At 37.5% G+C, this 26,702-nt stretch carries 24 protein-coding genes; 11 read left to right on the forward strand and 13 right to left on the reverse strand.

The features are described 5' to 3' along the window. Positions 1 to 49: 49 nt before the first annotated feature. Positions 50 to 988 (reverse strand): LysR family transcriptional regulator, encoded by a 939-nt coding sequence (locus tag CXF71_RS19565; RefSeq protein ID WP_101234598.1) that lies wholly within the window; start codon positions 986 to 988, stop codon positions 50 to 52. Positions 989 to 1,132: 144 nt separating this feature from the next. Between CXF71_RS19565 and trxA the strand changes: the two genes are divergently transcribed. From trxA to CXF71_RS19585, 4 genes are all read left to right on the forward strand, one after another. Then, a complete protein-coding gene (gene trxA, locus CXF71_RS19570) occupies positions 1,133 to 1,462 on the forward strand; it encodes a thioredoxin (protein ID WP_101234599.1) in 330 nt (109 codons plus the stop codon). A 187-nt stretch (positions 1,463 to 1,649) separates the two neighbouring features. Then, entirely contained in the window at positions 1,650 to 2,855 is a 1,206-nt protein-coding gene (locus CXF71_RS19575; protein WP_101234600.1) for an NnrS family protein, read from the forward strand. A 177-nt stretch (positions 2,856 to 3,032) separates the two neighbouring features. Then, complete coding sequence (locus CXF71_RS19580) at positions 3,033 to 3,986, forward strand: D-2-hydroxyacid dehydrogenase (protein ID WP_101234601.1); 954 nt, start codon at positions 3,033 to 3,035, stop codon at positions 3,984 to 3,986. A 120-nt stretch (positions 3,987 to 4,106) separates the two neighbouring features. Next, the gene (locus CXF71_RS19585) at positions 4,107 to 4,706 is read left to right on the forward strand and encodes a GNAT family N-acetyltransferase (protein WP_101234602.1); all 600 of its coding nucleotides are present in this window, start codon (positions 4,107 to 4,109) and stop codon (positions 4,704 to 4,706) included. 19 nt (positions 4,707 to 4,725) lie between these two features. Here the strand turns inward: CXF71_RS19585 and CXF71_RS19590 are convergent, their stop codons facing one another. The 10 genes from CXF71_RS19590 to CXF71_RS19635 form a co-directional block, all read right to left on the reverse strand. Further along, positions 4,726 to 5,028: a hypothetical protein gene (locus CXF71_RS19590; RefSeq protein ID WP_101234603.1), complete on the reverse strand. Its 303-nt coding sequence runs from the start codon at positions 5,026 to 5,028 to the stop codon at positions 4,726 to 4,728. 273 nt (positions 5,029 to 5,301) lie between these two features. Then, positions 5,302 to 5,988: a uracil-DNA glycosylase gene (ung, locus tag CXF71_RS19595; protein ID WP_232771553.1), complete on the reverse strand. Its 687-nt coding sequence runs from the start codon at positions 5,986 to 5,988 to the stop codon at positions 5,302 to 5,304. Positions 5,989 to 6,137: 149 nt separating this feature from the next. After that, positions 6,138 to 7,442 carry a threonine synthase gene (gene thrC, locus CXF71_RS19600; RefSeq protein ID WP_101234605.1) on the reverse strand — a complete coding sequence of 435 codons (1,305 nt, stop codon included), beginning with the start codon at positions 7,440 to 7,442 and terminating at the stop codon, positions 6,138 to 6,140. 83 nt (positions 7,443 to 7,525) lie between these two features. After that, positions 7,526 to 8,530: a homoserine kinase gene (thrB, locus tag CXF71_RS19605; protein ID WP_101234606.1), complete on the reverse strand. Its 1,005-nt coding sequence runs from the start codon at positions 8,528 to 8,530 to the stop codon at positions 7,526 to 7,528. Continuing rightward, positions 8,530 to 11,007, reverse strand: coding sequence for a bifunctional aspartate kinase/homoserine dehydrogenase I (gene thrA / locus CXF71_RS19610; RefSeq protein WP_101234607.1), 2,478 nt, complete (start codon positions 11,005 to 11,007; stop codon positions 8,530 to 8,532). The genes thrB and thrA overlap by 1 nt, the downstream gene beginning before the upstream one ends. 407 nt (positions 11,008 to 11,414) lie before the next feature. Beyond that, a complete protein-coding gene (locus CXF71_RS19615; protein ID WP_101234608.1) occupies positions 11,415 to 12,431 on the reverse strand; it encodes a GGDEF domain-containing protein in 1,017 nt (338 codons plus the stop codon). Continuing rightward, positions 12,431 to 13,039 (reverse strand): chemotaxis protein, encoded by a 609-nt coding sequence (locus CXF71_RS19620; RefSeq protein ID WP_101234609.1) that lies wholly within the window; start codon positions 13,037 to 13,039, stop codon positions 12,431 to 12,433. The genes CXF71_RS19615 and CXF71_RS19620 overlap by 1 nt, the downstream gene beginning before the upstream one ends. After that, positions 13,036 to 13,401, reverse strand: a complete 366-nt coding sequence (locus tag CXF71_RS19625; protein WP_101234610.1) for a response regulator — start codon at positions 13,399 to 13,401, stop codon at positions 13,036 to 13,038. The genes CXF71_RS19620 and CXF71_RS19625 overlap by 4 nt, the downstream gene beginning before the upstream one ends. Before the next feature lie 489 nt (positions 13,402 to 13,890). Then, complete coding sequence (locus tag CXF71_RS19630) at positions 13,891 to 14,646, reverse strand: M48 family metallopeptidase (RefSeq protein WP_101234611.1); 756 nt, start codon at positions 14,644 to 14,646, stop codon at positions 13,891 to 13,893. 30 nt (positions 14,647 to 14,676) lie between these two features. Beyond that, entirely contained in the window at positions 14,677 to 15,054 is a 378-nt protein-coding gene (locus tag CXF71_RS19635; protein ID WP_101234612.1) for a YebG family protein, read from the reverse strand. Between the two features lie 474 nt (positions 15,055 to 15,528). Between CXF71_RS19635 and CXF71_RS19640 the strand changes: the two genes are divergently transcribed. Then, the gene (locus CXF71_RS19640; RefSeq protein WP_101234613.1) at positions 15,529 to 15,873 is read left to right on the forward strand and encodes a DUF3718 domain-containing protein; all 345 of its coding nucleotides are present in this window, start codon (positions 15,529 to 15,531) and stop codon (positions 15,871 to 15,873) included. Between the two features lie 74 nt (positions 15,874 to 15,947). Here CXF71_RS19640 and mrcB read toward each other — a convergent pair whose 3' ends face one another. Further along, positions 15,948 to 18,257: a penicillin-binding protein 1B gene (gene mrcB / locus CXF71_RS19645; RefSeq protein ID WP_101234614.1), complete on the reverse strand. Its 2,310-nt coding sequence runs from the start codon at positions 18,255 to 18,257 to the stop codon at positions 15,948 to 15,950. A gap of 32 nt (positions 18,258 to 18,289) precedes the next feature. Next, positions 18,290 to 20,821: an ATP-dependent helicase HrpB gene (gene hrpB, locus CXF71_RS19650; protein WP_101234615.1), complete on the reverse strand. Its 2,532-nt coding sequence runs from the start codon at positions 20,819 to 20,821 to the stop codon at positions 18,290 to 18,292. Between the two features lie 493 nt (positions 20,822 to 21,314). On the opposite strand from hrpB, the gene CXF71_RS19660 reads away from it, so the two are divergent. From CXF71_RS19660 to pcnB, 6 genes are all read left to right on the forward strand, one after another. Then, on the forward strand, positions 21,315 to 21,758 hold the full coding sequence (locus tag CXF71_RS19660) for a hypothetical protein (protein ID WP_101234616.1): 444 nt from the start codon (positions 21,315 to 21,317) through the stop codon (positions 21,756 to 21,758). A 73-nt stretch (positions 21,759 to 21,831) separates the two neighbouring features. Beyond that, the gene (gene sfsA / locus CXF71_RS19665; protein ID WP_101234617.1) at positions 21,832 to 22,545 is read left to right on the forward strand and encodes a DNA/RNA nuclease SfsA; all 714 of its coding nucleotides are present in this window, start codon (positions 21,832 to 21,834) and stop codon (positions 22,543 to 22,545) included. Positions 22,546 to 22,817: 272 nt separating this feature from the next. Further along, complete coding sequence (gene dksA, locus CXF71_RS19670) at positions 22,818 to 23,264, forward strand: RNA polymerase-binding protein DksA (RefSeq protein ID WP_101234618.1); 447 nt, start codon at positions 22,818 to 22,820, stop codon at positions 23,262 to 23,264. Between the two features lie 52 nt (positions 23,265 to 23,316). Further along, on the forward strand, positions 23,317 to 24,276 hold the full coding sequence (gene gluQRS, locus CXF71_RS19675; protein ID WP_101234619.1) for a tRNA glutamyl-Q(34) synthetase GluQRS: 960 nt from the start codon (positions 23,317 to 23,319) through the stop codon (positions 24,274 to 24,276). A 79-nt stretch (positions 24,277 to 24,355) separates the two neighbouring features. Next, positions 24,356 to 25,048 (forward strand): SDR family oxidoreductase, encoded by a 693-nt coding sequence (locus CXF71_RS19680; protein ID WP_101234620.1) that lies wholly within the window; start codon positions 24,356 to 24,358, stop codon positions 25,046 to 25,048. Between the two features lie 222 nt (positions 25,049 to 25,270). Then, a complete protein-coding gene (gene pcnB / locus CXF71_RS19685) occupies positions 25,271 to 26,692 on the forward strand; it encodes a polynucleotide adenylyltransferase PcnB (RefSeq protein ID WP_101234621.1) in 1,422 nt (473 codons plus the stop codon). Positions 26,693 to 26,702: the final 10 nt, after the last annotated feature.

Here is a 26,702-nt window from a genome sequence, read left to right on the forward strand (position 1 = left end):
ATCATAACAACGGTTAGTGTCTGTGGCAAAAAAGCATATTGACTATTTTTTACAGTAATTGCCCGACATTACTTTGAAAGTAATCTAAAAAGGTTCGTGTTTTACTGGCAATATTACGGCTTTGATAAAGTACACTTAAGCGCTGGGCGACACTTTCATTACTGAGCGACAATCGTTTTAGTGGCTGATTTTGTGTACTATTTGGTAAAAGTTTAACTTTTACCAAACTGTTTTTTAATACATAGTCAGGTAACTTGCACAGACCAAGTCCTTGCTCTGCTGCTTGAAGACGCATTTCTGGACTAGAAAGTACTACTCTACCACTAACATTAACTTGCTCAATTTTATCGCCATTACGAAAATGCCAAGGCTTATTTCCCTCTGCCAAAATACAATCATACTGGCTAAGTTGTTCTGGCCTAATACTTTCTTCTTGCAGCAGTTTAATTTCACTCTCAGATGACATAGTGGGTGAAAGGTAAATAGATTGTGGGAAGCTTAATAATTCTTTAGCAATCCAGTTTGTTGTTGGCAACGCTTGTTCGTGCAAGACAAAACAAAGGTCAAACTTGGGGTCAAATTCAGGAACCGAACCAGAGTAATGCTGACAATGTAAATTAATTTTAGGGTAGCGCCTTAAAAAATCACCAATTAAAGTACTAATAATTTTATTAAAAAACTCTAAGGGTAATAAAATATTTAGCGTACCTTGCGGCTGATTTAATGATGATAAAAGCGCTTCTTCTACTTTGCCTAAGGCATCAATATGCTCTTTACTTGCACAAAAGAGTAAGCGACCACTATCGGTGAGCTCCTGCTTTCGTGTTGTGCGCAAAAGTAGTTCGCAACCTAATTTTTTCTCTAACAGCACTAAGCGTCGACTTATTTTTGATTTTGCTATGCCTAGCTCTTTAGCCGCTAATGTAAAAGAGCCTGCTTCGACTAAGCTAACAAATAAATGCAAATCATCTAAGTTGCTCAATTTCATACCTCCGCCTATTGTTTCATTTTTAGAACAATGAATTCCATTAAACACATCTAATAAAGCAATTGCAACTTAAGTACACTGCATTTACTGATTAAAAACTAAGTAACCGGTATTTAATAACCCCCCTACATAATGGAGTACATCATGAGCACAGATACATTGATAAAAGTTGAAGATGTTTTAGCTGAGCATTTTTCACAAGTAGTAGAGCAAGCTGAAAGGAAAGTATTAATCGACTTTTATGCGCCATGGTGCGCGCCATGTAAGATGCTAACCCCTGTCGTTGAGCAAATAGCACAAGAGCATGCAGACATTAAAGTAATAAAAATTAACGCTGATAACAGTCAAGAGTTAATGGCTAAGTTTGGCATTCGAGGTATTCCAACCTTATTATTAATGAACAGTGGCCAGTTAGTGGCTACGCAAGTAGGCGCTGCTTCGTTCAGCCAAGTGAAAAAGTTCGTGCAACAGTAATCAAACACCCAACAACTTAGCCCTCTAGGCTATCAACAGTGATAGCCTAGTTTTTATTATATTCACCAAATTATTAACTATTCATTGATCTATCTCGGGCATCGCTACTAACTATTTATTACAATCATTTACAACAACCCCATTACCATGATGTCGTAATCATCTTCGATGCATACAAGGCACACCAATGATGCAAATAACCGACTTAGCAACAGAACAAAAAATTCCACCACTATTACGCTTAGGCTTTCGACCATTTTTCCTTAGCGGAGCCCTCTTTAGCGTTTTTGCCATTACGCTTTGGCTATTAATTTATAAGGGAACAATTAACTTATCTCCTCTAGGAGGAGGATATTGGTGGCATATTCATGAAATGATTTTTGGTTTTGGCGGCGCCATTATTGCAGGATTTTTATTAACAGCTGTACAAAATTGGACAGGGGTTAGAGGCGCACAAGGCACAATATTACTCGCTTTGTTCTTACTTTGGTTAGCGGGTAGGATTTTCCTAGTAGTACCTGATCTACTCGGTTCAATACTTACCGGTTTGATTGACCTAATGTTTCTGCCAACAGTTGCTTATGTTTTAGCTAAACCCATTATTGCCATAAAGCAGTACCGTAATTTGTTCTTTGTACCATTACTCGCATTATTTACCCTCGCTAATTTAGAGATGCACTTATCTATACACTACCCGACAACATTCAATAGCGTATATTCTGGTTATGCTGGTGTAATGCTGGTAACGTTTTTAATGTCGGTAATGGCTGGTCGTGTTGTTCCTATGTTTACAGCCAATGGCACAAATACCGCGAAAATAGCTCCATTACCATGGTTAGATAAAGCAGCCAATGGTAGTTTAGCAATTGCTATGTTCAGCTTACTATTACAACCAATAGTTGGCTTTTCAGCGCTATTCTTTGGTGTATTACTTATTATTGCCAGCGTATTTCAAACAATGCGTTGGTTAAGATGGCGACCATGGATCACCTTGCATGTTCCTCTTTTGTGGTCTATTCACGGCGCAATAAAATTTATTTGTTTTGGTCTATTCGTGCTGGGTGCCAGTTATGTAATACCCGAAGTACCGAGTAATCATGTTTGGCACCTACTGACTGTTGGCGGTATTGGTGGTTTGATTTTAGCTATGATTTCGCGTGTTTCTTTAGGTCACACGGGCCGCCCTCTAACACCACCAAAATCAATGAGCATTGCCTATGTATTGATAAGCTTAGCGGCATTAGTACGTGCTTTTGGTCCTTGGGCTATTCCTGAAAAAACCTTATTGTTTATTGATATCAGCGGCGGATTTTGGCTTATAGCGTTTATTATTTTTATAATCGGTTACGGTCCTATGCTAATCAACGCAAGAAAAGATGGTCGACCTGGATAGAGTGACTTACACTAGGTGATTAGCAAAACAATAGTACCTTTTTAAATAAATAAGCTAGCTAGCTCTACACGAACTATCTAGTTTATTTTTATTGACCGACTACAAAACTTTATTAAGTCATCACTACCCCCTTACTAACACACCTACAAAAAAATCAATAAATAATGAGTAAGCAATATGCGTGCAGTATTTCTAGATAAAAACACTTTCAGTCCTGTTATTGAATTCTCTGCTATTGAGCAACAGGTTAGCCAGTTACTCTGTTATGAGATAACGTCCCCTGCCGAGATAATAGAACGCTGTATTGATGCCGATATTATTATTACCAATAAAGTACAGTTAACCGCAGAAATATTACCAGCCTTACCTAAAGCAAAACTCATTTGTATCAGTGCAACAGGTTATAACAATGTAGATATTGAAGCGGCTAGACATTTAAATATTGCCGTAACAAATGTCAGTGGCTATGCAGGGCAATCAGTAGCACAGTATGTTTTTGCCCAGTTACTTGAGTATTATCAAAAAACTAACCATCACAACAGTAATACTGAGCAAGGTTTATGGTCAAGCAGCAATGCTTTTTGTTACCACGGCAATAGCATTAGTGAATTGGCAGGAAAAACACTGGGTATTGTTGGTTACGGTAGTTTAGGTAAAGCGGTGGCAGTTATTGCGCAGGCTTTTAATATGAGGGTTATTATTAGTGAGCGGCCTAAAGCAAATGCGATTAGAGCAAATCGCGTTTGTTTTGATCAAGTTATAGAGCAAGCTGACATTATTAGTTTACATTGCCCACAAACAGCTGAAACAGAAAACCTAATCAATGCTGATGTTTTATCACGTATGAAAAATACCGCGGTGTTAGTCAATACAGCTCGAGGGGCATTAATTGATGAAACGGCTTTACTAGACGCCTTAAAAAGCAAAGAGATTGCTTGTGCCATTTTGGATGTGTTAACACAAGAGCCGCCTCCCGCTTCGCACCCGTTACTTAACAGTAACTTGGAGAGTTTAAAGATTACCGCGCATATCGCCTGGGCAAGTATTGAAGCGCAACAGCGGTTGATTGATTTATTAAGTCAAAATATTTTTGCCTTTAAGCAAGGTGAACGATTAAATCGCTTAGTTTAAATTGACTTAGCAAAGAGATAATCAATTAATTTATTTACTAATACGCTATTTTCACTGCAACTTATCTGGAGCTTTGCTATCTTAACCTTGAGATCACCAATAAGATGCGTTTATAAATCCATGACTATTCAAAAAGACACCGTTAAGTATTTACCATTAACTGCAGAATATTATTCACAAGTTATAGCCCTCGCCAACCATGTTCATGGTGATGGTTATTTAGATGATGAAAAAATAGTTGAATGGACCAATAAAGGCATAGTTAACAAGATAAACTGTAGTTTTGTTGCGTTGATCGATAACCAAGTTATTGGCTTTCGTAGTACTTATTCTGCCAATAATTGGCAAATAGATCAGTGGTGCACACCAGTAATATGGCAGGTGGATAGTCAGAAATGCTGTTATTTCAAATGTAATACCGTCGATGAAAGATATCGCTGCTTAGGTATTGGTAAGCAGCTATTACAACTTGCCATAAAAGCTGCGCAGCAACAAGGCGCAAAAGCGGGTATAAGTCATTTATGGAAACAAAGCCCTAACAATAGTGCCGTATCATATTTCAGCAAGTGTGGTGGGAAATTAATAAAATCTCACCCCGATAAGTGGAATGAAGAAAGCAAACAAGGCTACGATTGTATTTTATGTGGCCATGATTGCCACTGTGAAGCGGCTGAGATGATTATTCACTTCGATAATGAACATTTTAAAATAGCCAAGTAGAGCAGTGATGAACTAAGAATTAAATATTATCAGCGTCACTGTTGAGCAGGTCTGTTATGTGCTTAAAAATATCTTCATTAAATAGCGCTAATCCTTTGCGAGTAAGAATAAAAGATGATGCACTACCGACATCATGAGCAATTAGGTCTTCATGGCGTAAAAATGCTAGCGTACCTATATGAGCAGCACGTTTATCGGTTTCAATCACTGCGTCTGGGAACACATCATTAAAGCCAATTTCTGTAGGCGTTGGAAAGTGCTGCGCTAATAGTTTTAATATTGTGACTGATGACTCATCGAATTGTGAAAAATTGACACCCATTGTATTCTTCCTCAAAATAAATTCCCTTCGACCTAAAATATAGCAGACTAAAATCAATTATAAAATTATAAAATTATTAAGTGTTCAAGTAGCTAACACTTTATCTGCTCACATGAGACACAAGACTTATTTGAGCCTACCGACAATTCTGAAGTCACTTGGATAATTGAAGATACTTTTGCATGGCAATATTATTTACAGAATATTGCAAAGGCAACCTTTCCAGACACTATCACTATCATCATGCATGGCTTGGGAGATCTTGGTTCGTCATTATTTGTTACTAGAAGCCATTGCCGGTAATTGCCAATCAATCGGATTCATTTCATGCTTAACTAACCAAGCATTGGCTTGGGAGAAATGCTGACAACCATAAAAGCCGCGGTAAGCAGACAGTGGCGATGGATGTGGGCCAGCTAATACTAAATGCTTGTCTTGATTTATATTTTTACCCTTTTTATGAGCATGTGCTCCCCATAAGATAAAAACACAGCCGTCATTATGTTCATTTAATTCATTAATAACCTGCTCAGTAAATATTTCCCAGCCCAGTTTTGCATGGGAATGTGCATTACCTTGCTGCACAGTTAACACTGTATTTAGCAATAGTACCCCTTGCTCTGCCCAAGGCGTTAAACAACCATGTTTTGGTGCTTTAAAGCCCTTAATGTCTGTTGATAACTCTTTATACATATTGACGAGTGATGGTGGTACTTTAATCCCCTCTTGTACTGAAAAGGCTAAACCATGCGCTTGATCTTTTCCGTGATAAGGATCCTGCCCCAGAATAACAATTTTGATATCTGCTAAGTCAACATGATTAAAAGCGTTAAAAACATCATTTTCTGTTGGATAAATTGAAATTTCTGACGATCTTTGCTTTGCTACTTCAGTGACTAAATCCTTGAAGTAACTTTGCTTAGTTTCACGGTTAATAAGCTGCTGCCATTGTGGTTTCATTATATTCATATCCAAAGGTTTAATGAGCAATAAAAAAGCTATCACCAAGGGTGATAGCTTTATATTTTACCGTAGTATTTTAACTTAAGTAATGTTGTTAAGCATTGTCAAAATAGTTATTGTGAAGGTTTACTTTCCACTTAACTTACTTAACTTAACAGGTAGCTACGTAAATCGCTGAAATCAGTACTGAGATCTTGCGATAAAATAGGCTCGCCGGCACAATCAGCAAGTTCCTTTGGTAAACCTAACGGCTGACCAAGAATACTTTCAACAACTTCTTTAAATTTCGCAGGATGAGCTGTTCCTAAAAACACACCAAATTCGTCTTCTGTGGCACTATATTGTAGCGCTTTATATGCAACAGCAGCATGTGGTTCACTAATGTATCCCAATTTTCTAAGCTGAATGACTGTTGATTGGGTTTGTTCTTCGTCTATTGATACTGAGCTAACACAACCTTGCTCAACAATACCGTTCTTCAACATATGTTCAACGCGTGGCCAATTATTCGGATTACTGACATCCATCGCATTTGAAATAGTCGCTACCGTTTTATTCGGTGTCCACTCACCTGTTTCTAAATAACGTGGCACAGTATCGTTAGCATTAGTCGCTGCAATAAAGCGCTTAATAGGTAAACCCATCGCTTTCGCAAATAAACCTGCAGTAAGGTTACCAAAGTTACCACTTGGAATAGAAAAGACAATACTGTCTAAGTCACTTTTTGCTCTTGAAAGCTGGGCAACTGCTTCGAAATAATAACAAACTTGTGCTAATAATCGACTGATGTTGATTGAGTTTGCCGAGTTTAAACCGATAGTATTTGCTAATTCTTTATCATCAAACGACTGCTTAACTAACGCCTGACAATCATCAAAATCACCATCAACGGCTAATGTTTCAATATTACCACCTAATGTGGTGAACATTTTTTCTTGCAGCAAACTAATTTTGCCTTTTGGATACATGATAACAACACGAATGTTATCAATACCATGGAAGGCATGAGCAACAGCAGCACCAGTATCACCTGAAGTAGCTGTTAAAATAGTTAACGGCTTTGTTTCACCACTTGCTTTGGCATCCTTGGCAACAAATGCTTGCAAACATTTCGCCATAAAACGGGCACCAAAGTCTTTAAACGCCAACGTTGGTCCGTGAAATAATTCTAAAATAGCTCGGTCTGGGCTTATAGGCTGTAATAAAGCAGGGAAATTAAAAGCATCGGTAACAATGTCAGTTAATTCACTTTGCGTTAAATCACCTTCAACAAAAGGTTGTAGTATTTTGACACTACGCTCTACCAAAGGCAGTGCAAGAAGCTCATCGATATTATCTAACTTAGGCATTGAGCTAGGAAAAAATAAACCCTGATTTTTACCTAAACCTTGCTTTACCGCTTGGGAGAAAGATACCTGCTCGTCATTTTCTTTTAAATTATAATATTTCACTGTCTTTCCTAATAATCTGTTCACTAAATTTTTTAGCGATGGTGCTTATATATGAGCGATGCAAATCGTTATTAATATATAAGTTAAATTTCTGTTGCGCCAACTTTGTCGACTTTACATATATGGACAAAGCCTAAAGTTGTTTGTAAGTAGTTATCTTGTAACCATAAGGCGTATTGCACTGCCTGTTGCTCGCTATCACAAACACAAAACAATGTCGGTCCTGAGCCTGAGATTCCAACAGCTAACGCGCCTTGTGCAGTCAAATAATCTCGAGACTCTTGATATCGAGGCAGCAAGTTAGTGCGATAAGGTTCAGCAATAACATCAGTGAGCACTGAGAATGCTTGGCTCTTATCTTGACGATGACAAGCATCGACAAATGTAGCTAAGTTTTGACCATAACTGATAACATCACTACGACTATAAGTTGTAGGCAAAACATCCCTAGCGGCTTTAGTCGAGACTTCTATACCAGGGTATGCCATTACATAATAGCAATCATCGAAGCTAGGTAAAGTACGCGAGATCACGTTTTCATCCGGTACCATTAACTGCAAACCACCTAAATAACACGGTGCAACATTATCGTAATGTAAGCTACCGCTAATTTGCGCTTCCATTTGACCTGTCATTTTTAGCAAGGCATTTTCAGAAAAACTAAAATCATGATATTTAGCATAAAATGCATTTAGGGCTGCTAATGCCGCAACAACAGAGCAGGCACTTGAGCCTAAACCACTGCCAACCGGCATTTTTTTATCCAAGCTAATAGCAACAATAACAGGAACTCTGTCAGCATTTATCAATTGTTCATTAAAAAGTAATAAGCAAGACCACACTATATTATCTTCTTTGTTACTCGGCAGCTTATCAGCAAAACTACCTGTAACCGTTAAACTACTTTCACTAGCGGTTGTTGAACTCACTGTAACAACATCACCCAATAAAGTACCATCTATTGGTTTTACTGCCAGTCCTAATACATCAAAGCCTACGCTGACATTACCAATGGAAGCTGGTGCAAAAACAGAAACACTTTTCTTAATATTGGCGTTAATAGTGACGTTAGGGTTAGTAACTGACATTAGTGTTGTTGCTCCCAAGCCAAGGTTCTTAGTAAGTCACCAAAAACACCTGCGGCAGTCACTGCTGCACCAGCACCGTAACCACGTAAAACAAACGGTAGCGGTTGGTAATAACGGCTATGGATAGCGAGCGCATTCTCGCCATCTTTAACACTATGAAGTGGGTGCTCTACCCCAACAGACTCAATAGAAACTTGGCATTTACCATCAACAATGTTACCAATATAGCGAAGGACTTTACCTGCCGATTTTGCTGTTGCTACACGCTCAGCAAAGTCACTATCAAGCTTAGTTAAGTTGCTCATAAACTGATTAACATTACCACTGGCATCAAAATCATGGGGTAATACTGACTCAATATTAATATCTGATAACTCTAATTTCATACCCGCTTCACGTGCCATAATTAATAATTTACGGGCAACGTCCATACCGCTTAAGTCATCGCGAGGGTCCGGTTCAGTAAAACCATTTTCTTTGGCAATAGCTGTGGCCGCAGATAACGACATACCCTCTTCTAATTTTCCAAACATATAAGATAAAGAGCCTGATAATACGCCTTCAAAGCGTTGTAATTCATCACCCGCTTTAATTAAGCTTTGTAGGGTATCAATAACAGGTAGGCCTGCACCTACCGTTGTTTCATATAAGAAGCGACGATTGCTTTTCTGTGCAGTAGTACGCAGCTCTTGATAATATTCCCAAGAATCTGTATTAGCCTTTTTATTTGGCGTGACAATATGAAAGCCTTCAGCTAAATAATCAACATAACTCATTGCTAATGCTTCATTTGACGTTGAGTCAACAAACACAGGATTAATGAGATGATTATCACGAACAAAACCTTTAAGATTATCGACATTAACGGGTAGTGGTTCTTCAGCATTGGCAACAACTGCTTGCCAGTTATTTAAATCAATGCCTTCTTTGTCAAACACCATACCTTTAGAGTTAGCAATACCGTAGACTTTCAACACAATATTTTGCTTTTTCAAGCTCGCTTGTTGACGAGATATTTGCGCGATCAGCTCACTACCAACAACACCGCAACCTACCAAGAAAACATCAATAGTTGGTTTATGAGAAAAGAAATTTTGATGACTTACTTTCATTGCATCCATACATTTACGCTGTTCAACTACAACAGATATACTACGTTCAGAGGAGTCCTGAGCAATGGCAACGACGTTAACCCGAGCTTGAGCTAATGAACTAAAGAATTTAGCCGCTACGCCTCGTTGATGATGCATGCCATCACCGACAAGTGACACAATTGATAGCTCACCCTTTAACGATAACGGCTCAAGCAAGCCATTTAAAAGCTCTAACTCAAATTCATCTTGTAAACTTTGTTTCGCACGTTCTGAGTCACTTGAATAGATACAAAAGCTTATGCAATACTCACTCGACGACTGACTAATAAGTATCAATGAGATATTTTCTCTACTCATGGTTGCAAAGACACGACTCGCCATGCCTACCATACCTTTCATGCCTGGACCTGACACATTAACCATGGTTAAGTCGTCAAGGTTGGAAATTGCTTTAACGCGCTTTTGTTGATCATTCTCACTAGAGATTAAAGTACCTGCGGCACTTGGGTTACTGGTATTTTTAATTAGACAATTGATATGATATTGAGCAATTGGCCCTATTGTTTTTGGGTGTAAAACACTGGCACCAAAATAAGATAGCTCCATTGCTTCTTGATAAGATAAATAATCAAGTAATTTAGCCTCTTTAATATAACGAGGATCTGCATTGTAGACGCCATCTACATCCGTCCAAATCTCACAACATTCAGCTTCTGCACAAACGGCTAATACGGCAGCAGAGTAATCTGAACCATTACGCCCTAACGTAGTTACTTGCGGCATATTGCTATTATTATCAGCATTAACACCAATAAAACCTGGCATCAACGACACTGGACTTAATTTATTGTATTCACGCGCGAACTTATCTTTTGATAGTACTAAATCGGCAACCGCATTAAGTGACGAGTTATTAGTATATAAAAACTTCTCTGGAGCTAATAGCGATACCTGTAAGCCATAAGCCTGTAATACCGCATCAAGTATTGCAACGCTTATACGCTCACCAGTACTGATGATTCGTGCTCGAATATGTGCAGGACAATAAGTTAATAACGTTACACCTTGCATATAACGTTGCAGTTGCTGCTCATAATTAGTTAACGCTTGCTCACAATGTTGGTGATTAAAGTTACTAATACTTGCTGATAAATCATCAATAATTGTTGATATTGCGCGTTTGAAGTGGCCTAAGTCTGTTACCAGTTTAGCTTCATCACTAATATTTTCGGCCATAGCAACGAGGTGATTGGTCACCCCTTGTGGTGCAGATACAACAACAGCAATCTTTGAAGATTCACTTTTGTCTTTGATAATATCTGCAACTTGACGGAAACGCTCTGCTGAAGCTAGTGAAGAGCCACCAAATTTAAGTACACGCATGTTTACTTCCTTTATAAAGAGATATTGAATAAATATACTCTTTTATTGTTTAAGCTATTATAAGTTACCACAAGTCATTAGAGCTAATACTCTTCATTGTAAGCATAAAAAAGCCCGTAACCTTTTCAGGTCACGGGCTTCGATAAAATTTTTATTTTTTACACGTTAGCCAGCGACCGCCATCCTAATTCGGGTGGTGGTGGTAATAAGAATAATGTGGCTGTTGTTTATTTGCATAAGCTTAAAGTGCCTTAAGTTATCATAAGTGTCAATCTTTAATGACAAATAACAGTAAATAAAAAGTTATAATTTATGCAAAATAATAACTAAAACGTTCACTTTTATGCATAATTTTTTAAAAGGAGATTTAGTGCAGTTGTGCGCAAGCACTTTTTTTTGGCGAGATATTAATCAATAAGTAAACTTTTAGAGCAATCGGCACTGCACACTTGGTTGCGTCCCAGCGCTTTGGCTTGATATAAAGCGTTATCAGAGAGGGTAATTAATTCTTCATAATTAGATTCTTCAACACTAAGTTGTGCCACCCCTAAACTGACTGTTACCTTTATGGCCTGATCTTTATAAATCAAAACTTTTGTCGCTATTTTATTACAAATACGCTGCGCTAGCTCTATTGCGCCACTTAATGCTGTCTCAGGTAAAATAATGGCAAACTCCTCACCACCATAGCGACCAAAAATATCTTCAACCCTTAATAAAGAGCTTATTAAAGCACTGACTTCAATTAGCACCATATCTCCACATTGATGACCATAATTATCATTAAGTAATTTAAAGTAATCTAAATCAAGCATTATCAGCGATAATTTTTTATCATGTCGTCGTGCTTTTGCATACTCTTGTTCTAATGATTCTTGCCAATGTCTTCGATTATAGATTTGAGTTAAACCATCAATACGACTAATTTGCGCGAGCTCAGCTAATGTTTTCTGCAATTTTGTTTGGTAATGACAAACATCGGTTACATCTTCAATTAAGATACAGATATATTTACTTTTACAATCAGTTTCTATAGGTAAAAAGGTGCAATTTTGTGCCATAAACTCACTATCCGTGGTGATAGGTCGAGTATGAGGTAATTCAAATAGATGATGTCTTTGCTCCCAAGAACAAAAACTTGGCGTATTTAATTGGAAAACCGAGCTGAACTTACGCGATAACCAACGCTCTGGTAGCTCTGGAAATGCACTAAATATTGACTGACCAAGCGTATTCTTTGCTATTTTATCGGTATGAACCTGTAAAAAACGATTCCAAATAACAATATTAAAATCAGCATCTAATACCAAAACACCGGTATTTAATTGATTAGCGATCTGGCTATTTATTTGTTTAAGCACTTGTTCATTTAAAGTCAGTGTATCGGTCATAGTTGTCGAAATAAGTGCATTAAAGTCCAGCATTAAAATTCTGCCAATATCCGATCAAGTACATGTTTTATATTCGTTATCGCTGTTTCAGGGATCAGTAAAATCATATTGCAATTAAACGAATAATCAGTAACTTGATAGTTAATATTTACTTTTAACGCTAAATCCCAACTGAATGGCATTTGTTGTAAATGCTCAGATAAATTTTCCTTGGCACTTGGCAGTAACTTAGGGGCATTATAAGACATTTGATTATCGATTTGCCGAGCGAATACATTCAAAAAAGTTGTCGTTAAAATAGAGCTAATATCAATTAATTGCTCATCTTGTGATAACTCATCAGGTTCATAGCCAAGTAAATCGGCAATGCGACCCGAGTCTTCTTCTTGGTACACTAATAGTGCTTCACCACGGATGCCTTCGTAACCAAAAAAGCCTTGGCTTACAACAGCCATAGTGTTTTTTTGCTGGCTCAAAGTGTTCATCAAGTCTTTAGCATCAACACTTTCAATACTCGGGACTTTTAAATAAACAAAAGTATCTAGGTAACGGGCAAGCTGATCACTTGCTTGTCCCATAGCGACATTGATGAGCTCTTGTAAACAATCTTGTTGGTCTTCTGTTAAATGAAATTCACTCATAACAGACCATGCTGTTGCAGATGGTTGGTTAAAACCTCTGGTTTTACTGGTTTACGTAAAAATTCTTTTGCGCCTAGTGCTTTTACCTTACTTTGCATTTCAGGTTGAATATCTGCTGAAATAACAAAAACACTGCATTTAAGCTTTAATTTTTGAATACCTTGTAAAACGCCAATACCATCAATCCCCGGCATAGTGAGATCAAGAAAGAGAACATCTATACTATTATCACGTAAAATAGTTAAGGCTTCTGCGCCATTAGTTGCAGTTTGAACAGATGTTTTCCATTGCTCAGGAAGGCTTCTAAGCACTTGCTTTCTGGCCATGTTTGAATCATCACAAATAAGCACCGATGGGCTCATAAAAGGAAGGACCTTATTTTATTTTTTTTGTTGATGATAATTTACCCTAAAAAAAAGCAATTGTTAATCAACAATTGCTTTTTTTTAACAAAATTATAAAGATAGTTTATTTTCAAATCTAAAACTGATATTAGATTTTGCGAAGCAACAACACTTTTATTCATTTGTAAATTAACTTACAGAGCCAAAGTACAATAAAATTAAGTATTTACAAAAGAGTATCATTCAGCACAACTATAAAACTATCCGCCAAGAATGAAAAAAGCACAAGCAATAGAAAGATACGCTGAACTTATATAAAGCATTGAAATTTTGATACTATGTAAATTAATTTTCATCACAATTCCTTTTCGAGTTAATCCAAAATAAGGGGGTAGTAATTAGTGAAAGTGATTATAATTTATGCTAATACAAAAAAGTGTAGTTAATGGTTGTTGTTTTGTCTAAGTTTGTGATTAAGATCATTGAACTTTAGATATTTTGTTGTCTTTAGGTAGGATTTTTCCAGTGTAATTGTGATTGATGAATATTAAGCCATTTTTTAGCGGTATTAACATTGGGACAAAATTTTTCAACGAGTTGCCAAAAGTCTTTGGAATGATTTAAATGCACTAAGTGGCACAACTCATGAATAATAACGTAATCAATAACAAATATTGGCGCCATCACTAACAGATAATTGAAACTGAGTTCACCGCGATTATTACAGCTCCCCCATCGTGCTCGGTATTGGCGAATATTTACTTTTGTCGGACTTAATGACGTTTGCGTACTAAGAAACTCAAGACGCTCAATAATCAATTGTTCAGCCTGCTGTTTAAAGTAAGTTTCCAGAAGTTTTTTAACCCGTGCAGCTTTATCTAGAGGCTCTATCAGTCGAATACTTACCCTTTCATTGATTACAACGTTAAGTTGTCTTAGAGATGGTTTAGAAGCACAGAATAACTCAACTTCATTGGCTATACTATTATCGATGAATACGTTAGATTTTTTTGCCAAACAGATATTCAGTGTGAGGTGTTCACCTAAGAAAAATAGACTTGAACCTTGGCTAAAATCACAAAAGTCTGGTTTTTTCTTTTGCTCAGCTACTTTTGTATGTAGCCAAGCTGACTTTTCTTTAATGAAAGTATCAATTAACGTTGCGGCCACATAATATGGTGCTCGCACAGTTACCTGACCATGTCTAACCTGTAATGAAAGTGTTTTTCTACGCTTACTGCGAATAAGTTGATATTCAAGCATAAAAAATCAACCACAATACTTTATATTCAATTAACTGGCTTCACTCAATTTAGTGCTCGTAGTTTTAGCTTTACTTTTTTTGGCTTTTGCAATAGGTTTTGGTTCATCACTTACGACAATTTCAACAATGGGTGTAACAGCTACTTTTTCAGCTGACTTTTTAGTTGGCGGTTTTGTCGGTTTCTTAGCTAACAACGCAACAAGTACCTCTTCTCGGTGTTGTGCTAAAAAGATACTTAACTCTTCATTGGCGCTATCACTTAATGCTACCGAAGATTGAGCGAACATTTGGCTTAAATTATCAGCCATATCCAACATTTTGTCATATTCATCAGCTGATTTCTTATCCATAAATGTTTTCGCCTCGACCCCGTTTCTAATTACTACAAACCGACTTTCAACTGCCATTAGCTTTCCCCATAACTACATATCGAACTTATTAAAGATTCGTAACACTGTAAAAATAATAATACCTAAGTATCAAATTAACTTTTACCCAAATTATATTACCCACAATAGCATAGCCCAAACCAAAACTGTATATAAAAACAGTTAATCAAGTGATTTTCAATCATGTCACTCAGGAGAAATGGTTAAAACAAGACAATCATCTCAAGTTTAATGACATCTACTACACATTTCGTATGTCAAAATAACACCAAATGTAAAGATTAATGTCAGTAATATACAAGATTTATTGTTGAATAAACAGACAATCAATCACTTAGCAAACTTACATCATTTAATGCTTGATTTTTACTTACATTCTCTGAGGGAATGGTTACAACTTTTAACTAAAAAGAGTCCACTATTATAGTGTGCCTTGCATAACGAGGTCGAACAAAACACTAACGACATACTATAACATTCTGGAGAATTACCATGACTACTTTTAAAAAAACATTACTTGCTCTTACCGCCGTTTTACCTGTTTTAGCTATCAGTTTACCAAGCCAAGCAGCGATGACTCCATATATGGAAAAAGCCTTAATCGATGTTTGTAAAGCAGCTAAAAGCAATAGTATTTTAAAACTTAAAAGCACAACTGAATCTTACCGCCTACAAACTAAAACTGTCGCTTTAAAATTAATGTGTAATGGTGAAGACGTGATTAGCTTTGCTGAAAGCAATGGAGCTGATAAAACCGCGGCGAGATTACAGAAAAGTATTGGTAATGTAAGCATCACCGATGTAGCTGCATTGTCAAAAGTAAAAGTAACTTTTTAATATAATGGCTAAATAAGAACGCTCAACAGGCTATTCTTGAGCGTTCATATTTACATCAAACTGTTAAACAATAACTACTCACCAAAGACTTTTTCAAACCAAGAACGATGGTCAATTTTTTCTTGTAAACATTCTTTTGACATAACTATACCGTCGAGCACCGCAGGATAAAACACAGTGTTGGCACATTCATCTGTTACGGCATTGCCCGTTTGTTGCTCAAATAAGGTAACGGCAATACTTTCAGGTTTATCTTCAATTTTATTTACTATCCCTTGCCTCTTCATGAAATCAGCAAACAAAGGCAAGGCGCCACTACTTCCTGTTAAACCTGTGGGTTTATTATTATCTTTTCCTAACCAAGTTGTTACTAAATGCTTATTGTCATAGCCGATAAACCAACTGTCTCGTAAAGCATTACTTGTACCTGTTTTACCTGCTACTTTATTGTTGCCTAAACGCCAACTTAGTGACCTAGCTGTACCAATTTTGGTGACTTGTTCTAAAGCGTAATCAAGCAGGTAAGCCGCATTACTTGATAAGCGCTGCTCACTTGATTGCTCTTTTTGCCAGAGTGTCTCATTATTTGAAGACAGTATTTTAGTAATGGTATGGCTTTTTTGGTAGTAACCTTTGTTCGCAATGGCTAAATATAACTGGTTAATTTCCAATGGCGACATATCAATTGCACCTAATAATACGGACGGTCGCATTTGAATATTATGTTGATAGCCCAGTGTTTTAATAACATCAGCGACACTGCCTAAACCTAAGCTCATACCCAGGTTAATGGTTGGTATATTAAGGGAATAAACTAACCCTTCTATTAACGAAACTTGACCTCTATATTTTCCATCATAATTTTTCGGTTGCCACTTTTTACCTGAGCCTTTTTTTAAGGTAATCGCTTTATCATCTAAAATAGTTGCGAAATTATATTGTTGATATCGCTCAAGTGCCGCAACATATATTGCTGGTTTAATTAATGAACCAATATGACGTTTGGCATTAAGCGCTCGATTAAAACCAGCATAGCCACTTTCCCTGCCACCCACTAGAGCTCTAATCTCGCCACTACTAATATCAGTGACTATCATAGCGGCCTCTAAATCACTTTGCTGATATTCTCGCTCAAGTAATGGCAGTTGTTGAGCCACACTCTGCTCTAATAACTGCTGACTGCGGTGCGAGAAACCGGTAAATACTTTTATGCCTGATTTTTGGGTAAAACTTGACAGGTGCTGATTTAATTCCGCATTAACGAGTTGCAAGTAGGCGGGATATGTTTTTTTGGCTAAACGTCGATGCGTTCTAACGGATAACGCTGACTCTGCAGCCTGCTCAAAATCGACTAATGATAACAAATTCTGTTCAAACATAAGTCTAAGAATGAGGTCACGTCGTTCTATTGCTCGTTTGGGATGTCGCCATGGATCGTAATAACTGGGTCCTTTAACTTGAGCTATTAATAAAGCCATTTGCCCATGACTTAATTCATGTATTTTTTTATCAAAATAAAATTGCGCGGCCAAGCCGAAGCCATAGACACCATTGGCATAATTCTGCCCTAAGTAGACTTCATTAATATAAGCTTCTAGTAGTTGATCTTTACTATACCTCAACTCCAAAATCACGGCCATTAGCGCTTCTTTAATTTTTCGAGAAAGTGTCCGTTCTCGACTAAGAAACATATTCTTAGCTAGCTGCTGTGTTAACGTGCTACCACCCTGCACCGTTCGTCCTGCACGAATATTATTGAATAGCGCTCTAACAATGCCTATAGGTGAAACACCATGATGATGATAAAAATCACGGTCTTCAATTAACAATAAGGTATCAATCAATTGGCTAGGTAGCTCTTCTAGCGATACTAAGACACGATCTTCTTTATTATCAGGAACTAAACGTGCCAGTAATTGTGGCTCAAGCGTTAATGTGGTAACTGCTTGTTTATCGACACTCAAGGAAACAATAATATCGCTAACAACCTCAATACTGAGTTGCTGTGCGCTGTTAGAACCATCGGTAAAATCAAATGAACGTTGAAAGATATTTAGACGCTCTGGCGACTGCGCGAATTCCCCAGCTCGAGTGACAAACTTAACTTTTTGATAGGTATTAATTTTTAGTGATTGAGCTATTTCATCCAAATTAGCTTGTTCACCTAACTGCAATGTTTGCATTTGACCGTAAACTTGCACAGGCACTTGCCAACGCTGACCTTCAAATGTCTTTCTTACCTTAGCATCAAGATAAATAGAGAAAATCCCTAAGGTGAATAAGGAGGCAATCATTAACTTACCTAAAGTTATCCCTATTTTACCTAATATTGATTTTTCTTTATGTACTAAGGTGCTACCTTTTTTTACTTTAATTTTTGACATTATTTTTCGATATGCTGAGTTATCAAGTTGGGTTATTCTTTTATATGACGCTTCATTTTATTGGTTGCTTTCGCATTGACCGGATCATCTGGCCAATAATGCCTAGGATAGCGGCTTTTCATATCTTTTTGCACTGCTTGATAACTTCCAGACCAAAATTTAACTAAGTCTTGTGTTACTTGAATAGGGCGTTGCGCGGGTGAAAGTAACTCTAACAACAAGGGAACACCTTGATTTTGTTCAAAAACACCTTCCATAACACCCACAATAGGAGTTTGTATTAAGCCATATAACTCTTGCATCGGTAATGATACTTTGGGTGATTTATCTTGAGAATAACTAATAGGACAATGCCTTCCTGTAGGTCCCACATAAACAGTAGGCGCGGCTTGGCTTAATATTTTTTGCTCTTGATAATTTAGTAAAGATAATAACATTTTTGATAAATCCAGTTTATCAAGCTGCGCTTTATTTTTTATTTCGCCAACAAACGGAGCAAACCAAGTTGTTAGCTTTGCCAAGAGTACATCATCATCGATAATCGACAAATTATATTCGGGGCAATATTGATTCAACCACTGCCAACGAGCCTTGAGCGCTAGATCTTTGGCCTGCCAAGATAAAAATAACAAACCTTTTTTCATCACTAACTCACACCACATAGTACTAATGGTTTCAGCCGTAACCTCTTGTTTCAATGGCTGCTCTGATAAAATAATTGCACCTAGTGTAGTTTGCCTTTTAGCTATTATCCTACCGCTTTTGCTGTCAAATTTTGCTATATCTTGTTGTTTTATTTGTGCAGGAAAAGCCTCCGTTATTTCAACTAAACTGATCTGACTAGCTAATCGTACACTTAACTGATTATCACCTTGGCTCGTTTGAGCAATAACAATAAAGTCTTCATTGGCTAATGCATCTTGTTCATTAACTGACGCGCCTTTGCCATTAACGCAAATATAATCGCCATGATTTATCCGAGCTTTCGCCACCCGCTCTGGGTAAGCATAAGCGATTAGTAGACCTGTCTTTGATAAATCTAATGAATGGACGTTAAAACGTAATTGTACATTTTGCGCAAGTCGGTTTGCTTGCAATAAAATCCGTTCTAACACCGGATTTTTATTGCTCCTATGCTGAATAAGTAATTGTAATCGGTGAACTAAGTCACAATCGAATTTAGCCTGTTCGCCCTTAAAAACATCGCGTTCTTCGAGTAACGCTGCGATTAAACAAGCCAACAGTGTTATGTTCTGGCCTAGGTGTTGTGCCATTAAAATCATATGAGCGAAACGTGGGTGGCAAGGTAAATTGGCAGCTTTTTCACCATGTTTGGTGAGTAGGTATTTGTCATCGACAATAGCTAGGCTTTGTAATTCTTGCCAAGCTTGTTGTTCTTTGATTTTACTTGGTAGCTCCAATAAAGGTAATTCAGCTAAAGCAGAAACGCCCCATCGAGCCGCTTCAATCAGTGTCGGTAATAAATCTGCTTGTTGAATATCATTAACACTGTGTAAAGGTCTACGCTCAAAATCATCTTTGCCATATAAGCGAATACAATGTCCTGGCATTAATCGTCCTGCTCGCCCTGCTCTTTGCACAGCTGAAGCTTTTGATATCTGCTTTTGCATAAGTTTATTCATCAAACTAGCACTATCAAAAACAGCCACTTTTTCAAGCCCGCAATCAATAACAAGATCTATACCATCGATGGTCAGTGAGGTTTCTGCAATATTAGTCGCTAAAACAATCTTACGGTGACCATTTTCACAAGGAGCTATAGCCTGCTGCTGATCCTTTAGAGTCAACTCGCCAAATAAAGGGCAAATTTTTACACCTTCTGTTTGTTGCGCCATTAAACGCTCAAGTAAAAAATGGATATCAGCGACACCCGGTAAAAAAACTAAGATTGAGCCATGATGATCAAGCATTTTATCTTTGATAACCGTCAACGCATGTTCTCGCCAACGTTGATGGCCCTTAGGTGCTTGATAACTCACTTCTATAGGATAGCTTCGCCCTTCACTCTTCAATATGTGTGCATCTGGCAATGCTTGGCTTAAATATTCAATATCTAGCGTTGCCGACATGAGCAGTATTTTTAAATCATCACGCAATTCTGTTTGTACTTCACGGGTAAGAGCAAAAGCTAAATCGCCCTGTAAACTTCGCTCATGAAATTCATCAAAGACCACCAATGAAGTATCTAATAGCTCGGCATCTTTTTGAATAATCTGCGTTAATATTCCTTCGGTAATAACCTCAAGTCGAGTCTTCGCGGACGTTTTACTGTCGTTGCGTAATCGATAGCCAATAGTTTCACCTACGTTTTCATCAAGTTGTTTTGCTAAAAAAACCGCTATATTTTTAACGGCTAAACGTCTAGGTTGCAGTAAATAAATTTTTTTATTCGCCAAGCTTGGCAAGGTTAATAACCATAAAGGTAAGCAAGTTGATTTACCTGCTCCTGGTGGAGCCGATAATATGAGGGTATTTTGCTCATCAAGGGTTTGGCAAAATTGTTGTTTAATTGCTTCTATGGGTAAAGAAGTGGTCACTGACATCGATAAACTAACGTTATTAAAAATATGGCAGCCATCATAACAATTATTACTTGTCTGGCATAATTCGATAATTAATTGAATTTCTCTATGATTGATTTAGCTTCGATTAAACATACTTTAAAAGTGTATCTGCAATGAAAAAAATTTCGATATTGTAGTTGAATATTGTTTTTTAGTTGAGCCAACAGATGTTAATTTTGGTGATAAGGTTCATGGCTGCATGGTAATGAATTCACCAAGCTTCGTATGCTTGTCCGGCAAAGTTGAGTAAACGTTACAGTGTGACTATTTCCGCCAATGGGAACCACTGTGTTTTTCCTATTATTAGTCGATAAAATGATATCGGCTTAGCACTATATTAAAAATATTTAGCACTAAATAGAATAAAAACTTGCGAATATAAATTTTTATGCTTACTTGGCAAGCTATTTAAAGGCTGTTATTACTAAACGTTGCCCTTTTATTAATCAGAAATAATCAGAGAGGAATGAACATGGAATACTCAGCACATGGACGTTATGTCATTGAACAAAAAAAGAATATTTTATTAGTAGATGCACAAGGCCCTTTTAATGAGGTTACAGTAGAAAAATACCATCAAGATATAAAGCAGCTAACTGAAAAAATGAGTGGCGAACCATGGGGTTCATTAATCACCTTTCGTGGCAATAGTATTTTTACCCCTGATGCTGAGCAACAATTAAGAGAAACAACTCAATATCGACAAAAAAAAGGTATGATTGCTATCGCTGTTGTTATTTTAAATAGCGCTTACGCTGATATGCAACAAATGCAATTACAGCGTATCTACCATGACTGCCAAATAGAATTTCATGTATTCAGTGATAGCGAAAGTGCTACCGATTGGCTCAATGGTTTTATTGAACAAGCAAGCTTATTAAAAAATAAACAACGAAAAACAGCGCGAGTTAATTAAAATGACTATGCCAATATAAAATTACGTTATGATTAGCTAAAATTAAACAGCCCCCTAACTAGCTCATTTTACTATGATACTGCAACTGCAACCCGCAAAATTAATTAAGCGTTACAAGCGTTTTTTAGCCGACATTAAACTTCCTAATGGTGAGGAAACAACTATACATTGTGCTAACACTGGTGCAATGAAAGGTTGTGCAGTGCCTGATGATACCGTTTGGTATAGCACATCAACCAACACCAAACGAAAATACCCATTTAGCTGGGAGATCACCCAAAGCCAAGATGACCATTTTATTTGCGTAAACACTTTACGTGCTAACCAGTTGGTTGAAGAGGCATTACACAAAGGCCTTATCAATGAGTTATCTGACTTCAATGAATTAAAAAGAGAAGTTAAATATGGCAATGAAAACAGTCGTATTGATTTTTTAGCTACTTATAATCATGCTCCTGACACATACATTGAAGTCAAATCAGTCACCTTATTGGACAGTGGCCATGGTTATTTTCCTGATGCTGTCACCACTCGTGGCCAAAAACACTTACGTGAATTAATGGACATGGTCTCACAAGGGCATAAAGCTGTATTATTATTTGCTGTTTTACATACCGGTATTAATGCTATATCTGCCGCGAGTCATATTGACCCCACCTACGCTGAGTTACTCAAAGAAGCCAACGCTGCGGGCGTTGAAATAATAGCCTACAAGGCCAACTTTTCACTCTCACGAGGAGAGCTAGATTTTAATTTAGTAGAAAAAATTCCCTTTATTGAACGATAAAGATTGACTAGTCCTAGTAAAACTTGCTAAAAAACCTTGCTAAAAATGTTTAAATAGCAGATTAAAATTATCATTACCATTAACTAGTTGATAAAATTAGATAAAATTTTTATTTTAACTAATTTGTTGATTTTCATCCTGAGCGACACAATATAGTCCTGATTAATCGGGTCATATATAAAATATTGGTACTTACAACAAAGGCACTATACTTCCTAAAACGTGGTATATTAGTAAATTGCCTTGGTCTATGTAGCATTTGGAGAATAAGCATGCCAAAAAGTAAACACAAGCCATTAGGTATCCTTGCCTTAGCAGGCGTTTCGCCATATCAAGAAAAAGCTGGCGAAGAGTACATGGAAGGGCCTCAACTTGAGCATTTTAAGAAAATTTTAGATGCTTGGCGCTTACAATTACGGGAAGAAGTTGATCGCACCGTATCGCATATGCAAGATGAAGCAGCAAACTTTCCAGATCCTGTGGACAGAGCAGCTCAAGAAGAAGAGTTCAGTCTTGAATTACGTACACGAGACCGTGAACGTAAACTTATCAAGAAAATTGAAAAAACCTTACAGTTAATTGAAGATGACGATTTTGGTTTTTGCAACTCTTGCGGTATAGAGATTGGTATTCGTCGTTTAGAAGCACGTCCAACTGCCGATCTTTGTATTGAATGTAAGACGTTAGCTGAAATTAAAGAACGTCAAATGGCTGGCTAATTATTAGCTAACCATACCTAGTTCTAGCTAGCATTAACTAGACAGGGTTTACATGCAAAATTTGCATACCTTCGCATACAATAAGCGACCACTAGAGCCTAATCAGGCTTCTCAATATCGTGGTCGCTTTGCTCCATCCCCTTCAGGTTTACTCCATTTTGGTTCTCTTATCGCTGCTCTTGCGAGCTTTCTTGATGCTAAATCGTTTATTAATGATTACGGCCAGCAAGGCAAGTGGTTAATTCGCATTGAAGATATAGACAAACCTCGTGAACAAAAAGGCGCCAGCACAGCAATATTAACTGCGCTTGAAGCTTTTGGATTGCACTGGGATGAAACCGAACTTTATCAAAGCACTCAATCTCAATACTACCGTGATATTTTATCTAACCTATCGAAGCAAAAACTAAGCTATTACTGTCAATGTACTCGCGCTCAGATCAAGGCTATCGGTGGTATATATCAAGGTCATTGCCTTAGTGCTAATCACTCCCCTAAAAATAGTGCTTTAAGACTTGTTAATCAGCACGGTCTGTATAATTTTAATGACCTATTTCAAGGTGATGTTGTGTGTGATAAAAAATTAGCTGATGAAGACTTTATTATTCACCGTAAAGACGGTTTATTCGCCTACCAGCTTGCCGTAGTCGCTGATGATATTGCACAGGGCATTACCCATGTTGTCCGTGGTTGTGACTTACTCGAACCTACCGCCAGACAACTGACTCTTTATCAAACATTAAATAATAGTTTTTTGAAATGTAATACCCCACTGTTCGGTCATATTCCCTTAGCGATAACGAGTGATGGTTATAAACTTAGCAAGCAAAACAAAGCGCCAGCTATTGATAACGATAGGCCGCAGCCAGCACTTATTGCCGCGCTAACATTTTTAGGTCAATCGCCGGCTCCTGAATTAGTGAATGCGAGTGTGGAAGAACTAATTAAATGGGCCATAAATAATTGGCAACGTAGCAACGTGCCTAAAGCTGTTGAAATAAACATTGATTAACAGTCAAACCGATTAAGTTACTCAGCATTGAATAAAAAAGAAGTAAGCCACTGAAAAGCAATTTAATAAAGGAAATATTATGTCTACTAACACAAAAAAAACTATTGTAATTACTGGCGCCAATCGGGGTATCGGTTATGCCATGGCTAACATTTGTCAAAAGCGTGGTGATACTGTTTATGCGCTTTGTCGTCAAAGTTCTAAAGATTTAGATGCGCTAGGCGTAAACATAGTAGAACAAATCGATGTGGCGACACAAGCAGGTATCGATAAAGCCGTATCAGCACTTAGCGGTATCACCATTGATTTATTGATCAACAACGCCGGTATTTTACGTAACGAGCAGCTTAGCGACTTAAATCAAGAGACCATTGTTGAACAATTTAATGTTAATGCTATTGCTCCTTTATTTTTAAGCCATGCTTTACTGGCGAACTTATCTTCAGGTAGCAAAATTGGCTTGATCTCTTCAAGAATGGGCTCAATTACGGATAATGATTCTGGTGGTCGCTACGGCTACCGCATGTCAAAAGCGGCGTTAAATATTGCGGCGGTATCATTGGCAAGAGACCTTAGTGAAGAGAATATCGCTGTGGGTATTTACCACCCTGGTTATGTGCAAACAGAAATGGTTAATAGCAATGGGGTATTAAGTAATGGTGATATCAGCGCAAGTGTCGCTGCAGAGCGCCTAATTGCCTTAATGGATAACTTAACCATGGCAGACTCAGGTGTGTTTAAACACTCAAATGGTGAAACATTACCTTGGTAGTCTTGGTCTATAAAAATTAGTTTATCGAAAGAAATACGGGCTTTGATTCCCGTGTTTTTTTCTTAGTGGCTGTTTTGCTGTTTTTTCATGCTATTTGTCGCGTCTGTTATTCTCTTTTGCCCTGCACTGTTATATCATTGCGCCACTATTTTATGTCTGTCTTAAAGGCCTGTGACTATCAAAAGCGTTATTAATTTATGCAAACGAGTTTTCTCCAAAAAAGTGAGTAAAACTATCGCCGAAACGACCCCTACAAAAAACGCTAAGAAAAGCGCCAGTAACAAAAAAAATGTTGCTACTGCATCCTTTGATAACCCATTAATTTTCTCAAGAGATCAGCATCCTGTCTCGCGCCAATTAATGAGTCCCAATGCACTTAAAGTATTACACCGTTTGAATAAAGGTGGTTTTGATGCCTACCTTGTTGGTGGCGGCGTGCGCGATATTTTATTAGGTTTTGAGCCTAAAGATTTTGATATTGCAACGAATGCAACACCTGATGAAATTAAAGATTTGTTCAGAAATTGTCGCTTAATTGGTAGACGCTTTCGATTAGCCCATATTGTTTTCGGTCGTGAAATTATAGAAGTTGCCACTTTTAGAGGGCATCATGATAACGCATCAGAACAAGAGAAGAGCTGTAAAACAACCTCTAAGCAGAGCGAAGATGGCATGTTATTGCGAGATAACATATATGGCAGTATAGAGGAAGATGCTGAGCGTCGAGACTTTACTATCAATGCTTTATATTATTCATCTAAAGATTTTAAAGTTTATGATTTTGCTAATGGTGTGCAGGATGTCAACGATAAAGTTATTCGCTTGATTGGCGATCCTGAAACGCGTTACCGCGAAGATCCGGTACGTATGTTACGAGCGATTCGTTTTGCCACTAAACTCGATATGCAAATAAGTGATGCTACAAAAGCCCCCATTAAAGAATTATCGACATTAATGGCCAATATTCCTGCGGCTCGTTTGTTTGAAGAATTCTTAAAAATGTTCATTGCTGGTAAGGCTGTTGCAAACTTTGAGCAACTGCGTAGTTATGACCTCTTTGGTTACTTCTTCCCTGCTGTTGATCAAGCACTTAATGATGAATCAAACGAGCAAAGTTATTTACTCGACTTCATTATGCTAGCGATGGAAAACACTGACAAACGAATAAATAATGATCAACGCGTAACGCCTGCCTTTTTATTCGCTGCCATGCTTTGGTATCCATTACAAAAGCACATTCAGCAAATTAAAGTTACAACTCAACTTACACCACAAGATATCTTCTTTGCTGCCCTCAATGAAATCATGCCTGAGCAGCAACGCAGTATTGCGATCCCTAAACGTTTCCAAGCCGTCATTAAAGATATTTGGATCCTGCAAGATAAGTTAAGTCGCCGTGATGGTAAGCGTGCATTTAAAACATTGGAGCATCTTAAATTCAGAGCAGGTTACGACTTCTTATTATTACGTGCACAAATAGAAGCGACACCTGAACTTGAAGAATTAGCGCTGTGGTGGACAGACTTTCAAGAAGTATCAAATGATGCCCAACTCCAAATGATAAAAGGTGTAAACGTGCCACAAGGCTCAAAACGACGTACCCCAAAGAAACGTCGTAAACCTAGTGCAAAGCCAACTGAATAATAACGGCAAA

Source organism: Colwellia sp. 12G3, assembly GCF_002836775.1.
Taxonomy (GTDB): Bacteria; Pseudomonadota; Gammaproteobacteria; order Enterobacterales; family Alteromonadaceae; genus Colwellia.